Source organism: Pseudomonas sp. GW822-FHT01E03 (genome assembly GCF_058802985.1).
In genome coordinates, this window is the sequence record NZ_JBXAOQ010000013.1 from 88,924 (window position 1) to 102,725 (window position 13,802).

The window sequence follows — 13,802 nt, forward strand, 5'->3', positions numbered from 1 at the left end:
CCTGCCATGACTCTTCAACAATCCCGTCGCCTGCAAAGCCTGCTGCTCGGTACGTTGGCCTGGGCCATCGCGATCCTGATCTTCTTTCCGATCTTCTGGATGGTACTGACCAGTTTCAAAACCGAAATCGATGCCTTCGCCACGCCGCCGCAGTTCATCTTCATGCCGACGCTGGAGAACTACCTGCACATCAACGAGCGCAGCGACTATTTCAGTTTTGCCTGGAACTCGGTGGTGATCTCCTTCAGCGCCACCGCGCTGTGCCTGCTGATCGCGGTGCCGGCGGCCTACTCCATGGCGTTCTACGAAACCCGGCGCACCAGAGGCACGCTGCTGTGGATGCTCTCCACCAAGATGCTGCCGCCGGTGGGCGTGCTGATGCCGATCTATCTGCTGGCCAAGAGTTTCGGCCTGCTCGATACACGGATCGCGCTGATCGTCATCTACACGCTGATCAACCTGCCGATCGTGGTCTGGATGATTTACACCTACTTCAAGGACATCCCCAAGGACATCCTCGAAGCCGCGCGGCTGGACGGCGCAACGCTGGCACAGGAGATGCTCCGGGTGTTGCTGCCCATCGCCAAGGGCGGCCTGGCATCCACGGTGCTGCTGTCGTTGATCCTGTGTTGGAACGAGGCGTTCTGGTCGCTGAACCTGACCTCGTCGAAAGCCGCGCCACTGACCGCATTGATCGCCTCGTACTCAAGCCCCGAAGGGCTGTTCTGGGCCAAATTGTCGGCCGTCTCGACCCTGGCCTGTGCGCCGATCCTGATCTTCGGCTGGGTCAGCCAGAAACAACTGGTGCGCGGCCTGTCGTTCGGCGCCGTGAAATGAATACCGCTAACCGAATGCGACTCCTGTGGGAGCGAGCTTGCTCGCGATAGCGCTGGGTCAGTCAGCATCAATGCCGACGGATACACCCTCATCGCGAGCAAGCTCGCTCCCACAAAAAAGCCCACCTGGTTCAACTGAATAAAAACAAACGGAGGCCCATCACCATGGCCAACCTGAAAATCAAGAATCTGCAAAAAGGCTTCGAAGGCTTTTCCATCATCAAGGGCATCGACCTTGAAGTGAACGACAAGGAGTTCGTGGTATTCGTCGGCCCGTCGGGCTGCGGTAAATCCACGCTGCTGCGGCTGATCGCCGGGCTGGAGGAAGTCAGCGGCGGCACCATCGAACTCGACGGCCGCGACATCACCGAAGTGAGCCCGGCCAAGCGCGATCTGGCGATGGTGTTCCAGACCTACGCCCTGTACCCGCACATGAGCGTGCGCAAGAACATGTCGTTCGCCCTCGACCTGGCCGGCGTGGCGAAAGCCGAAGTAGAGAAGAAGGTCAGCGAAGCGGCGCGCATCCTCGAACTGGGGCCGATGCTGGAGCGCAAACCCAAGCAACTGTCCGGCGGCCAGCGCCAGCGCGTGGCGATTGGCCGGGCCATCGTGCGTAACCCGAAAATCTTCCTGTTCGACGAACCGTTGTCCAACCTCGATGCCGCCCTGCGGGTGCAGATGCGCCTGGAACTGTTGCGCCTGCACAAAGAACTGCAAGCCACGATGATCTACGTGACTCACGATCAGGTCGAAGCGATGACCATGGCCGACAAAGTGGTCGTACTCAATGGTGGCAAGATCGAGCAAGTCGGCTCGCCGCTGGATCTCTATCACCAGCCGGCCAACCTGTTCGTCGCCGGTTTCCTTGGCACACCGAAAATGGGGTTCCTCAAGGGTAAGGTCACCCGCGTCGACAGCCAGGGCTGTGAAGTGCAACTCGACGCCGGAACCTGCGTCAGCCTGCCCTTGGGCGGCAGGCATCTGAGCGTCGGGAGTGCGGTGACACTGGGCATTCGCCCAGAGCACCTGGAACTGGCCAAACCCGGCGACTGTGCCTTGCAGGTCACCGCCGATGTCAGCGAGCGCCTGGGCAGCGACACCTTCTGCCACGTCCGGACGGCATCCGGCGAAGCCCTGACCATGCGCGTTCGCGGCGATCTGGCCAGCCGCTACGGTGAAACCCTGAGCCTGCATCTGGATGCGCAACACTGCCATTTATTCGATGCCGACGGCGTGGCGTTAACCCGCCCGTTGCGCGTTGCTGCCTGATTTCAGAGAGCCTGCGATGAAATTGAACCAACTCAACCTCAACCGCCTCGCCCCTGAAGTGGTCCTGCCCGCCTACGCCCTGGGCGAGACCCGCCAAGGTATCGCGCACATCGGGGTCGGCGGTTTCCACCGTGCCCATCAGGCGTACTACACCGACGCCTTGATGAATGCCGGCGAAGGCCTGGACTGGGCTATCTGCGGTGTCGGCCTGCGCGCTGAGGACCGTCGCGCCCGTGACGATCTCAAGGATCAGGATTATCTGTTCACCCTGTTCGAACTCGGCGATAGCGACGACACCGAAGTGCGGGTGATCGGCGCCCTTCGTGACATGCTGCTGGCCGAGGACAGTGCCCAGGCATTGATCGACAAACTGGCCAGCCCCGAGATCCGCATCGTCTCGCTGACCATCACCGAAGGCGGGTACTGCATCGACGACAGCACCGGCGAGTTCATGGCGCACTTACCGCAGATCCAGCATGACCTGGCGCACCCTGGCGCACCGAAAACCGTGTTCGGCTTCCTGTGTGCCGCACTGGCCAAGCGCCGCGCCGCTGGCACAGCGGCCTTCACCCTGATGTCCTGCGATAACCTGCCGCACAACGGCGCCGTCACCCGCAAGGCCCTGCTGGCCTTTGCCGCCTTGCACGACAGCCAGTTGCGCGACTGGATCGACGCCAACGTCAGTTTCCCCAACGCCATGGTCGACCGCATTACACCGATGACCAGCACCCTCCATCGCCTGCAACTGGCGGACCGGCATGGCGTGGACGATGCCTGGCCGGTGGTCTGCGAACCCTTCGCGCAATGGGTGCTGGAAGACAGGTTCGTCAACGGTCGCCCGGCCTGGGAAAAAGTCGGCGTGCAATTCACCGACGACGTTACGCCCTACGAAGAAATGAAGATCAAGCTGCTCAACGGCAGTCATCTGGCGCTGACGTACCTGGGATTCCTGAAGGGTTACCGCTTCGTCCACGAAACCATGAACGACCCGCTGTTCGTGCGCTACATGCGCGCCTACATGGACCTGGACGTGACGCCACAGCTGCCGGCGGTGCCGGGAATCGACCTGACCGAGTACAAGAACACCCTGGTGGCGCGGTTCTCCAATCAGGCGATTGCCGATCAGCTTGAACGGGTGTGTTCGGACGGTTCGTCGAAGTTTCCGAAATTCACCGTACCGACCATCAACCGCCTGATCGCCGATGGCCGCGAGACCCGGCGCGCTGCGTTGGTGGTGGCGGCGTGGGCGCTGTATCTCAAAGGCGTGGATGAACAGGGCGAGACCTACACGATTGCGGATCCACGGGCGGCGTTCTGCCAGGCGCTGGTGGCCGATGATGTGCTGATTACCCAGCGCTTGCTGGCGGTCGAGGAGATTTTTGGTACGGCCATTGCGCGCTCGCCGGAGTTTGTCGCGGCGTTTGAGTGGTGCTGCAACAGTTTGCGCGAGGTTGGGGTGTCGCGGACGTTGGAACGGGTGCTGGCGTAAGTCCTGCGGTGGCCCTGCTGCCGCCTTCGCGAGCAAACCCGCTCCCACAAGGAGTTTTGTGAGCAACACCAAACCCTGTGGGAGCGAGCTTGCTCGCGAAGGCGGCCTGACAGGCACCGGGAATGGTGAATCCAGACTTGTATCTAGCTGACGACCAGGAATACTGCATGACAACCCGACAACTCTTCCTCGGCATCGACTGCGGAACCCAAGGCACCAAAGCCATCATCCTCGACACGGCCAATGGTGAAGTGCTCGGCCAGGGAACCGCCAGCCACAGCCTGATCAGCGGCCCCGATGGCCGCCGCGAACAGGACACCCAGCAGTGGCTGGAAGCCTTCGCCACCGCCACTCGCCGCGCATTGCTCGCGGCCAAAGCCGATGGCCAGTCGATCCTCGGCATTGGCGTGTCCGGCCAGCAACACGGCCTGGTGCTGCTCGACGATCAGGGCAAGGTGTTGCGTGCGGCTAAACTCTGGTGCGACACCGAAACCACCCCGGAGAATGACCGACTGCTGGCCCACCTGGGTGGCGAAAAGGGTTCGCTGAAACGCCTTGGCGTCGTCATCGCGCCGGGCTACACCCTGTCCAAGCTGTTATGGACCAAAGAGCAGCATCCCGACGTGTTCTCCCGGATCGCCCGCATCTTGCTGCCCCACGACTACCTCAACCATTGGCTCACTGGCCGCAGTTGCAGCGAATACGGCGATGCCTCGGGCACCGGGTATTTCAATGTGCGTACGCGTCAGTGGGATTCGCAATTGTTGCGTGACATCGACCCCAGCGGACGCCTGCAAGCGGCGCTGCCGGAACTGATCGCCCCCCATCAGGCGGTCGGCACGATTCTGCCAGGCATCGCCGAACACCTGGGCATCAACCCTCGGGCACTGGTGTCCAGTGGCGGTGGCGACAACATGATGGGCGCCATCGGCACCGGCAACATCCAGCCTGGCGCAATCACCATGAGCCTCGGCTCGTCAGGCACGGTGTACGCCTACGCCGATCAGCCGAACGTCGCCACGGATGCCGCGGTTGCCACGTTCTGTTCTTCCAGTGGCGGCTGGCTGCCTTTGATCTGCACCATGAACCTGACCAATGCCACCAGCCTGATTCGCGAGCTGCTGGACCTCGACATCGATCAATTCAACGACCTCGTTGCCCAGGCGCCAATCGGTGCCGACGGTGTGTGCATGCTGCCGTTCTTCAATGGCGAACGTGTGCCCGCCCTGCCCCACGCCAGCGCCAGCCTGTCGGGCCTGACCATGACCAACCTGACCCGGGCCAACCTGTGCCGCGCGGTGGTCGAAGGCACGACGTTCGGTTTGCGTTACGGACTGGACCTGCTACGCCGCAATAGCTTACAAAGCCGCAGCATTCGGCTGATTGGGGGTGGGTCAAAAAGTGCGGTCTGGCGGCAAATCGTCGCCGACACCATGAATACACCGGTGATCTGCACCGAACAAAGCGAGGCCGCAGCCTTGGGTGCGGCGATTCAGGCGGCCTGGTGCGTATCCCGGGCGAACGGGCACGAAGACAGCCTGGCGCAATTGTGCGAGCGCTGCGTAAAACTCGACCCGGCCAGTGAAACCCTGCCGGTCGCCGACAATGTGCAAGCCTGTCAGCAGGCGTATGAACGCTATCAACAGCATGTCGCAACCCTTTGAAGAGTGAACAACTATGTACCTGGTGTGTGGCGAAGCGCTGTTCGATTTTTTCAGTGAAAACGACGCCAGTGGGCTGGCGTCCAAAGTGAATTTCAAGGCCATTGCCGGTGGCTCGCCGTTCAACGTGGCGGTGGGCTTGCGCCGCTTGGGCGTGGACGCGGCGCTGTTGGCCGGGTTGTCCACCGACTATTTGGGCCGGCGCCTGCTGCAAGTGCTGCAAGATGAGGGCGTGTGCCTGGACTACCTGCTGGAGTTTGCCGCGCCGACCACCCTGGCAATGGTCGCCGTGGGCGCCAATGGCTCGCCGCAGTACAGCTTCCGTGGCGAAGGTTGCGCGGATCGACAATTGCAACCGGAGCACCTGCCGACACTCGGGTCTGAGGTACGCGGCCTGCATATCGGCTCGTTTTCCCTGGTGGTGCAGCCGATTGCCGACACGCTATTGGCATTGGTGCGCCGGGAAAGCGGCAAGCGCCTGATCAGCCTCGATCCGAACGTGCGCCTGAACCCGGAGCCGGACATCGACCTGTGGCGTAAACGAGTCGCGACACTGGTGGAACTGGCCGACCTGATCAAGGTCAGCGACGAGGACCTGCATCTGCTATACCCCGACCAGGACCCGGCGCAGGTGATCGAGGGCTGGTTGCAGCACCGCTGTCAGCTGGTATTCCTGACCCGGGGTGGCGAAGGCGCGACCGTGTTCAGTCGGGCACATGGTTCGTGGTCGGCCCCCGCCTGTTCGGTAAAAATCGCCGACACCGTGGGCGCCGGCGATACCTTTCAGGCGGCGCTGATTACCTGGCTGACCGAACAGCAACTGGATTCAGTGGAGGGCTTGAAGCAACTGGGCCGCGAGCAGATCGACCGCATGCTGAAGTTCGCGGTGCGGGCGGCGGCGCTGACGTGCGGCAAGACCGGGCCGGATTTGCCTTATCGCAAGCAACTGGATTTGCGCTGAATTCGAGGGCCTCTTCGCGAGCAGGCTCGCTCCTACAGGGTTGCGGGTCGTTCACAACATTTGTGTCGACGCTCGGGCATTGTGGGAGCTTGCTCGCGATGACTTTCTATCAGGCGCCCGATGGTCTTAACTGATATACAGGATCGCGCATCCGCGACAGGCGGTGTTCAGCCGGGTTAACCCTCGCTTAACCGTGCGATCCAACACTTCACTGGACCGCACGCCCTCAGACTGTTCTGACGCCCAGTGCGGCAAGTTCGACAAGCGACACATCGAACTGACATTCCGTCCGCACCGGAGATCGCTGATGAACACTCGCACCCTGCTGGTTACCGCCGCTCTCACCTGCACCGCGTTTGCCGGCCTGGCTCAGGCCAATGAAACCACGACCTCTCAAGCCGTGCCCTATCACTACGGCATGCCATTGCATGTCAGCAAAGTGATTTCACTGACCGAGCCGGACACCCTGGAGTGCAAGGTGGTGAAGGCCGAGATGAAGTACATCGATGACACGGGAAAAACCGCAGAAATTTCCTACCGTAAACTTTCCGACGCTTGCGAGAACCAGGGCTGACCGAAAAATCTGATTTGGTACTTGGCAGTATTCCTTTGAGGGTTGCGGCGCTATGCTCTAGCGCCTCCCTCTCTGCCCGCAAGGATTCGCCATGCAGTTGTCGTTTCGCACGCTGTCGTTGTTTTGCGCCGCCCTATGTCTTTTGCTCAGTCTGGTCTGGGGTCTGACACCGCAATGGTTATTGTCGTTCTGGGATATCGAGTTTTCATTCGCGGTGGGGTTGGTCGCGCGACGCACCGCCGTGCTGTTTGGGGCGTTAAGCGTGTTCTCTTTTCTGGTTCGCAATGCCCCTCCTTGCGCAACCCGCAATGCGCTGAGCCTCGGCTTCGTCGTCGGCTGCTGGGGATTGGCCGTGCTGGGTTTTGCCGAATGGCTCAACGGCCATGTCGGGCCGGGCATTTTACTGGCGGTCGGGTTTGAACTGGCGCTGGGCCTGGCGTTCTTCCAGACCCGGCGCGTGCCCCTGGAACCCGAAACAGCAGACTAGAGTGCTTTGCCCAGCATAGAGTGCGGTTCGACCTCTACGTGATGCTGCCTGGAACGCAGTTGGGCAATCAGCTCGTTGATTTCCCGACAACCATTGAGCCCGGAAGCATCGATGCCGGTGACCAATAGATCGAGCTGATCGGTTTGCCCGTCTGCATAGACCTTGACGGTCATCGACAGGTCCGGTGACAGCGTGCACTGGCAGCGCTTGGGCAGAAAACTGCTTTCGATGATATTGCGAATTTCCAAGGCAGAAAGAAACATGGCAACTCCCTCCTTTGTGAAACGGCCCGACGATCAATGCTTGCTCATTTGAAATCCCGGCAAGCTTCAAGGGCACCTACAGCATAAAACATACCCTGAATTTCGTAGTGCAGTTCATCGGCACTTCAAGGATTTAGACGAATCACCTGTAAACCTGCCATGCGGTTTGCAATAAGCGCCCCTGGCGACCCTGCAATTTGCACGCGGGGGATCGCGAGTTTGCATTCACTGCACACGACAGTGAAAATGCCGCCCTTCACTTCAAGCAAGGAGGCATCATGAATTCTTTGACCGTTAACGCTTGCACAGCGCTGTTCGCACTGGGGCTTGCCGGCGTTGCTCACGCCGCCAAACTCGAAGACACCGCACCCTATCCGAAGGCCGAAAGCGGGTTCACCCGTCAGGTGATCCACCTAGCGCCTCAGACCCGGGAAAGCGACTTCCAGGTCGAGATCCTGGCCGGCAAGACGATGACCGTTGACTGCAACAACCCGCGCCTGGGCGGTATTCTCGAGGAGAAGAACCTCGAGGGTTGGGGCTATCCGTTCTATCGCCTGGAAAAAGTCATTGGTCCGATGAGCACGCTAATGGCCTGCCCGGGCGGCACGAGCAAACAGGGTTTTGTACCGGTGGTCGGTGACGGCTTCCTGCTGCGTTACAACAGCAAGCTGCCGCTCGTGCTGTACGTGCCCAAGGACATCGAAGTGCGCTATCGGATCTGGTCGGCGTCGACCAAGGTCGAGAAAGCCATTCAGGAATAACCCGGCCATCCGGCGGGGCTTCGCGGCGCCCGCTTGCGGCGTCCGCTGTCGACCTGCCCAGGCATCATGCCGGGGCGCCACTCAACGCGGCGCGCTCGGCCACGTGCCCCAGACTATCGAAATTGATGTTGGCACCCGAGTCGATCGCCACCAGGGTCTGCCCCAATGCACCGGTCTGCGCGACGTACCTCTTGATCCCGGCCACGGCCAGCGCACCGGAAGGTTCGGTGATCGAGCGGGTATCATCGTAGATATTCTTGATTGCGGCGCAAAGTTCATCGTTACTGACCGTCACCACGTCATCGACGCAAAACCGGCAGACCTCAAAACCGTAAGCGCCGATCTGCGCCACCGCCACCCCATCGGCGAAGGTGCCGACGCTCGGCAACACGACCCGTTCGCCGGCATGCATCGCCGCTTGCAGACACGCGGAATGTTCCGACTCGACGCCAATGACGCGAACTTCCGGCCGCAAGTATTTGACGTAGGCGGCGATACCCGCGATCAGCCCCCCGCCACCCACCGGCACGAAGATCGCGTCCAGAGGCCCCTGATGCTGGCGCAGGATTTCCATTGCCACCGTGCCTTGCCCAGCGATCACCTCCGGGTCGTCGAAGGGTGAAACAAAGGTGCGACCGGTTTCCCGGGCCAAATCCAGCGCAAAGGCCAGTGCGAACGGAAAGCTTTCGCCGTGCAACACCGCATCGGCGCCGCGACTGCGCACGCCGATGACCTTCAACTGCGGCGTCGTGCAGGGCATGACGATGGTGGCGTTGATCCCCAACTCCCGCGCCGCCAGTGCCACGCCCTGCGCATGATTGCCCGCAGAAGCCGTAACCACGCCGCGGGCCTTTTGCACCTCGCTCAGTTGCACCAGCTTGTTGTAGGCACCGCGGATCTTGAAGGAAAAGGTCGGCTGCAAGTCTTCGCGCTTGAGCAGGATCTGGTTGCCCAAGGCTTCGGACAAGGCCGGTGCCGGTTGCAAAGGCGTGCGCACGGCCAACTCATAGACCGGCGCGGCAAGGATTTTTTTCACGTAGCCTTCAAGCAAGGCCTGTTGATCGGTTGTGAAACTCATCGTCGTCTCCTGACATTGATCGGGGCCCGGGAGACAGAAAGTAAAAACCCGCCTCGAGGGCGGGTTGGGTGCTGCAGTCGTGAGCTAGCCCGCCAAATGAGGAATGGCGGTAATAATGCTTGGCTGGCAGCGCAATACGGTGGAAGTCATGGCTCGAAATTAGCCGGACGTTGATGGCAAGTCAATGGCAAGTTTGCGGTGGTCGCTATAGGCTACCGGTTCTATTCATTGCCCAAGGAAGGAAAACATGAAGGCCATTGCCCTGCCCCTTATCGCCTTGATCGCTTTTGCCGGCTATACGGTTTCAGTGATGCTCCAGGCCGAACAATCGCTGATCGATTTCGGCATCAGCCTGATGTCACGCCCGGATACTGCGCAAGTGGTGATCGATCTTTACCTGCTGGCGACGCTGGCAGCGATCTGGATGTACCAGGATGCGCGAAAGCGCGGGCAGTCGGCGGTTTCGGTGGTGCCATATCTACTGATTACCGCTGTGTTCGTGTCGATTGGGCCATTGTTGTATCTGGTGGTACGTGGGTTTCAGAATCGAAAGAGTTCAGTTGCCGCGACTCGACAGATCTGACCGACCTCCCGTAATGAGGTTTAAATTGCAATCGCGAGCAGGCTCGCTCCTACACAAGATTTGAAAAACCGATGCCCTGAAACTCAATACCCGTTCTGCAGCCGCTCACTATGGCGGCTGCAGGACAAGCCCACGGCTGGTTACTTCAAACCCACCTTGTACAACCCGCCGTTCTCCTCATCGGTCAAAACATACAAGTATCCGTCCGGCCCCTGCCGTACGTCGCGAATGCGTTTTTTCAGCTCCCCGAGCAAGCGCTCCTCGTGGATCACCTTGTCGCCATCGAACTCCAGGCGGATCAGTTCCTGGCTGATCAGCGCGCCGACAAACACGTTGCGCTGCCAGACCTTGAAACGATCGGCATCGTAGAACGCCATGCCACTCAGGCCCGGGGACTTTTCCCAGACATGATTCGGGACAAGGGTGCCTTCGGCGATTTCACCCTTGGCTTCGGGAATCGGTTGACCGGAGTAGTTGATGCCATGGGTCGCCAGCGGCCAGCCGTAATTCTTGCCGCGCTCGATGATGTTGATTTCATCGCCGCCCTGAGGGCCGTGTTCGTTTTCCCACAGCGTGCCGTTCCACGGGTTGAGCGCGGCGCCTTGCGGGTTACGCTGCCCGTAGGACCAGATCTCCGGGCGCACGTTGGCCTGGCCGACAAAGGGGTTGTCCTTGGGCACAGTGCCATCCGGGTAGATTCGCACCACTTTGCCTTGCAGCTTGTCGAGGTCCTGGGCGGTCGGGCGGTCGTTGTTTTCCCCCAGGGTCACGAACAGATAGCCGTCGCGATCAAACACCAGCCGCGAGCCAAAATGGTTGCCCACCGAGAGCTTGGGTTCCTGACGCAGGATCACCTGGAAATCCTTGAGCGCTGTCATATCGTCGGAGAGCCGGCCGCGGCCCACCGCCGTGCCGGCCTTGCCGCCCTGACCGCCACCTTCGGCATAGGACAGATAGACCATCCGGTCCTGCTTGAAGTCGGGCGACAGCGCCACGTCGAGCAATCCACCCTGCCCCTTGGCCCAGACCGTGGGTACGCCATTGAGCGGTGCGGACAACTTGCCTTCGGCGGTCACCAGTCGCAGGTTGCCGGGCCGTTCGGTCACCAGCATGCCTTTGCTATCCGGCAGGAATGCCAGGGCCCAGGGGTGCTCCAGCCCCGTCACGATGGGGGTGACCTCAAGGGTGCCATCTTCGCTTTTCATCGTCTGGGCCGGTGCGGCAAGCACAGGGACAGCGGCGCTGATCAATACGCCGGCACAGAGGGTTGCCAACAGGCTTTTACGCAACATGCAGGATTCCTTTTCTGATGGAAATGGGACTTGGTGAAAAGTAGCGGGCAGACGTCATGCCTGCCACTCAACGGTTGCTGCTACCGGTGTCTCGAGGCGGTGGATTGGGAATGAATTTCGGTGGGCTGGCGGGCGCTGTCCGGTCGGGGTAGCGATTACCAATGCCACCATTGTCCAGTGTCGGCGGGCGCGGGGCCGGCACGGTATTGGGTCCTCGTATGGCCGGGGTGCCGGGTTGGGTGCCTTGCATGCTGTTGGGATTGGCCCGGCGAATCGGACTGTTGTAAGGGTTGTTGTTGGGGCTGCCCGGCAGGTTCTGGGCCAACTGCAACGAAGCAGAGACGTCGGCCTGGACCAAGGAGCCAAGTACGCCACTCAAGGCCAGTGCAATGGCGCCAAACACGTATCGGTTCATGGGGGTGCCTCTCTGCGTCCGCGTGGGTAAGGACTTCGATACCACGCTACGCCCGAGGTTCGGATTTGTTAACCAAAAACTCCCCGGCACGATCTGGCACCCTGTTGATCCGGCGGGGGAACCGGCGCGCAGACCACAGAAACTTTTGCAAAGGACCGCAGGTCACCTGAACATCACTCGCGAGTAGACGACCATGGCACGGGCAATCTGGAAAGGCGCAATCAGCTTCGGACTGGTGCACATCCCTGTGGCGCTGGTCTCGGCAACGTCCTCCCGAGGCGTCGATTTCGACTGGCTCGACAGCCGCAGCATGGACCCGGTGGGCTACAAGCGTGTCAACAAGGTGACGGGCAAGGAAGTCACCAAGGAGCACATCGTCAAGGGCGTGCAATACGAAAAGGGCCGGTACGTGGTGCTCAGTGAAGAGGAGATCCGTTCCGCTCATCCGCTCTCGACCCAGACCATCGACATTTTCTCCTTTGTCGACGGCAAGCAGATTCCCTTGCAGAACATCGACACGCCTTACTACCTGGCTCCCGACAAACGTGGCGGAAAGGTCTATGCGCTGCTGCGCGAAACCCTGAGCAAAACCGGCAAGGTCGCCCTCGCCCGCGTGGTCTTGCATACCCGCCAGCACCTGGCCGCATTGATGCCGCTGGAATCGGCACTGGTCCTGGTGATGCTGCGCTGGCCGGCCGAGGTGCGAAGTCTCAATGAACTGGCGCTGGGCAGCGAAGTGACCAACCCCGAACTGGCCAAGGGCGAACGGGACATGGCCAAACGCCTGGTGGAGGACATGAGTGCCGAGTGGACGCCGGACGACTATCGGGACGGCTTCGAAGACAAGATCATGGCCCTGGTGGACAAGAAGGCCCGTGAAGGCAAGATCGAAGACGTCGAAACCGCTTCTGGTGAAGAGGAGCGCAAAACGGCGGATGTCATTGACCTGACCGAACTGCTCAAGCGCAGCCTCGGCAGCGGTAAAGCAGCGTCCAGGCCGAAGGCGGGAAGCAAACCGGTTGCCAGGAAGAAAGTCAGTAAGTGATCCGTTGGATGTCCCGGACTGCTCGCGAAGCCTTGGTACGCTACACCGAAAAAATCAGATCAGAATGAAGACCGCCAGCAACCCGGCAAAGATCGACCATTTTTGGAGGTAGTAAAGCTTGCGGTTGCGCTTTTTCAGTTCCTTGGCGCGCAGGCGAACCTTGTAGACCTTGCTGAACAGCCGGTTGATCCCACCGGTGCGGTCTCCGTCCTCGTTCGGTGCACCTGCCGCCGACATGACAGTGCGGCTGAACCAGCGATTGAATGCCGCTGCCCACCGATACTTCATCGGCCGCTCGACGTCGCAGAACAGGATGATGCGGTTGCGTGGCGTGGTGTTCTCTGCGTAATGAATGAAGGTCTCATCGAACATCACCGCTTCGCCATCGCGCCAATGGTAGTTCTGGCCATCGACATTGATGTAGCAACCTTCAGCGTTGGGTGTGTCCAGTCCGAGGTGATAACGGTACGAACCGGCATACGGGTCGCGGTGGCGCACCAGTCTAGAGCCCGGTGGCAACTCGGCGAACATCGCCGCCTTGATCGAGCCAATGCCCTGTACCAGTTCGGTGGTACGCGGGCAGAGCTTCATGGCCGACGGGTGGCTATCGCCATACCACTTGAGATAGAAGCGCTTCCAGCCGGTCTTGAAAAACGAGTTGAAACCGACGTCATCGTATTGGTTCGAACGTTTGATCTCGCCGGCGTGAAGCAAATTCTGGCCTTCGGCACGAATTTCTTCCCAATGCGCCTGCAGCGGGCTCAGGTCGGGAAAATCAGCCGGATCGAGATACGGTTTGTTGGGGATTTTCGAAAACAGATAAAGAAAGCAATTGATCGGCGCCAGGAATGTCGAGTGATCACTCAACTGGCGCCCCAGCTTGTGGCGCACTCGACCACGCAGGTGAACGTACGCAATAGAGGCAACGTAGATAACGGCAATGATCAGTTTCACGGAAATCGTCACAGGTTGGAAATAAACAAACTGCGCCCTTTACCGGCATGCCGGTCCCCGGGTCTTGTGCAGCGACTGAATGCGAAACAGCGGCCCCGTAATGCCATCGAACCACGCCGATGGTCGGCCTTCAG

Annotated in this window: 15 protein-coding genes; 10 read left to right on the forward strand and 5 right to left on the reverse strand. The window is 60.4% G+C overall.

The features are described from left to right. Nucleotides 1–6: 6 nt before the first annotated feature. The 7 genes from AC1RP7_RS23730 to AC1RP7_RS23760 all read left to right on the forward strand — a co-directional run bounded on the left by AC1RP7_RS23730 (nucleotide 7) and on the right by AC1RP7_RS23760 (nucleotide 7,277). On the forward strand, nucleotides 7–837 hold the full coding sequence (locus AC1RP7_RS23730; protein ID WP_493180933.1) for a carbohydrate ABC transporter permease: 831 nt from the start codon (nucleotides 7–9) through the stop codon (nucleotides 835–837). A gap of 164 nt (nucleotides 838–1,001) precedes the next feature. After that, nucleotides 1,002–2,105: an ABC transporter ATP-binding protein gene (locus AC1RP7_RS23735; RefSeq protein WP_493180934.1), complete on the forward strand. Its 1,104-nt coding sequence runs from the start codon at nucleotides 1,002–1,004 to the stop codon at nucleotides 2,103–2,105. A 16-nt stretch (nucleotides 2,106–2,121) separates the two neighbouring features. After that, a complete protein-coding gene (locus tag AC1RP7_RS23740; RefSeq protein WP_090455316.1) occupies nucleotides 2,122–3,594 on the forward strand; it encodes a mannitol dehydrogenase family protein in 1,473 nt (490 codons plus the stop codon). Nucleotides 3,595–3,761: 167 nt separating this feature from the next. Further along, nucleotides 3,762–5,258: a xylulokinase gene (gene xylB / locus AC1RP7_RS23745; protein WP_493180935.1), complete on the forward strand. Its 1,497-nt coding sequence runs from the start codon at nucleotides 3,762–3,764 to the stop codon at nucleotides 5,256–5,258. Between the two features lie 13 nt (nucleotides 5,259–5,271). Beyond that, nucleotides 5,272–6,216, forward strand: coding sequence for a carbohydrate kinase family protein (locus tag AC1RP7_RS23750; RefSeq protein ID WP_493180936.1), 945 nt, complete (start codon nucleotides 5,272–5,274; stop codon nucleotides 6,214–6,216). A 307-nt stretch (nucleotides 6,217–6,523) separates the two neighbouring features. Beyond that, complete coding sequence (locus AC1RP7_RS23755) at nucleotides 6,524–6,790, forward strand: DUF2790 domain-containing protein (protein ID WP_492587120.1); 267 nt, start codon at nucleotides 6,524–6,526, stop codon at nucleotides 6,788–6,790. A 91-nt stretch (nucleotides 6,791–6,881) separates the two neighbouring features. Further along, on the forward strand, nucleotides 6,882–7,277 hold the full coding sequence (locus AC1RP7_RS23760; RefSeq protein WP_340311983.1) for a hypothetical protein: 396 nt from the start codon (nucleotides 6,882–6,884) through the stop codon (nucleotides 7,275–7,277). Here AC1RP7_RS23760 and AC1RP7_RS23765 read toward each other — a convergent pair. Continuing rightward, nucleotides 7,274–7,540: a DUF1652 domain-containing protein gene (locus AC1RP7_RS23765; RefSeq protein WP_057714758.1), complete on the reverse strand. Its 267-nt coding sequence runs from the start codon at nucleotides 7,538–7,540 to the stop codon at nucleotides 7,274–7,276. The two genes, AC1RP7_RS23760 and AC1RP7_RS23765, sit on opposite strands and share 4 nt — an antisense overlap. A gap of 278 nt (nucleotides 7,541–7,818) precedes the next feature. Between AC1RP7_RS23765 and eco the strand changes: the two genes are divergently transcribed. Beyond that, nucleotides 7,819–8,301 carry a serine protease inhibitor ecotin gene (eco, locus tag AC1RP7_RS23770; protein WP_090455325.1) on the forward strand — a complete coding sequence of 161 codons (483 nt, stop codon included), beginning with the start codon at nucleotides 7,819–7,821 and terminating at the stop codon, nucleotides 8,299–8,301. A gap of 64 nt (nucleotides 8,302–8,365) precedes the next feature. On the opposite strand, the gene ilvA is transcribed toward eco, so the two are convergent. Further along, complete coding sequence (gene ilvA, locus AC1RP7_RS23775) at nucleotides 8,366–9,379, reverse strand: threonine ammonia-lyase, biosynthetic (protein WP_340311986.1); 1,014 nt, start codon at nucleotides 9,377–9,379, stop codon at nucleotides 8,366–8,368. Nucleotides 9,380–9,626: 247 nt separating this feature from the next. Between ilvA and AC1RP7_RS23780 the strand changes: the two genes are divergently transcribed. Further along, on the forward strand, nucleotides 9,627–9,962 hold the full coding sequence (locus AC1RP7_RS23780) for a DUF2834 domain-containing protein (RefSeq protein ID WP_493180937.1): 336 nt from the start codon (nucleotides 9,627–9,629) through the stop codon (nucleotides 9,960–9,962). A gap of 140 nt (nucleotides 9,963–10,102) precedes the next feature. Here AC1RP7_RS23780 and AC1RP7_RS23785 read toward each other — a convergent pair whose 3' ends face one another. Next, on the reverse strand, nucleotides 10,103–11,254 hold the full coding sequence (locus AC1RP7_RS23785) for a PQQ-dependent sugar dehydrogenase (protein WP_057714755.1): 1,152 nt from the start codon (nucleotides 11,252–11,254) through the stop codon (nucleotides 10,103–10,105). Between the two features lie 67 nt (nucleotides 11,255–11,321). Next, complete coding sequence (locus AC1RP7_RS23790) at nucleotides 11,322–11,669, reverse strand: hypothetical protein (RefSeq protein ID WP_493180938.1); 348 nt, start codon at nucleotides 11,667–11,669, stop codon at nucleotides 11,322–11,324. Nucleotides 11,670–11,862: 193 nt separating this feature from the next. On the opposite strand from AC1RP7_RS23790, the gene ku reads away from it, so the two are divergent. Beyond that, on the forward strand, nucleotides 11,863–12,714 hold the full coding sequence (gene ku / locus AC1RP7_RS23795) for a non-homologous end joining protein Ku (protein ID WP_349734298.1): 852 nt from the start codon (nucleotides 11,863–11,865) through the stop codon (nucleotides 12,712–12,714). A 54-nt stretch (nucleotides 12,715–12,768) separates the two neighbouring features. Here ku and lpxO read toward each other — a convergent pair whose 3' ends face one another. Beyond that, the gene (lpxO, locus tag AC1RP7_RS23800; protein WP_493180939.1) at nucleotides 12,769–13,668 is read right to left on the reverse strand and encodes a lipid A hydroxylase LpxO; all 900 of its coding nucleotides are present in this window, start codon (nucleotides 13,666–13,668) and stop codon (nucleotides 12,769–12,771) included. Nucleotides 13,669–13,802 lie beyond the last annotated feature (134 nt).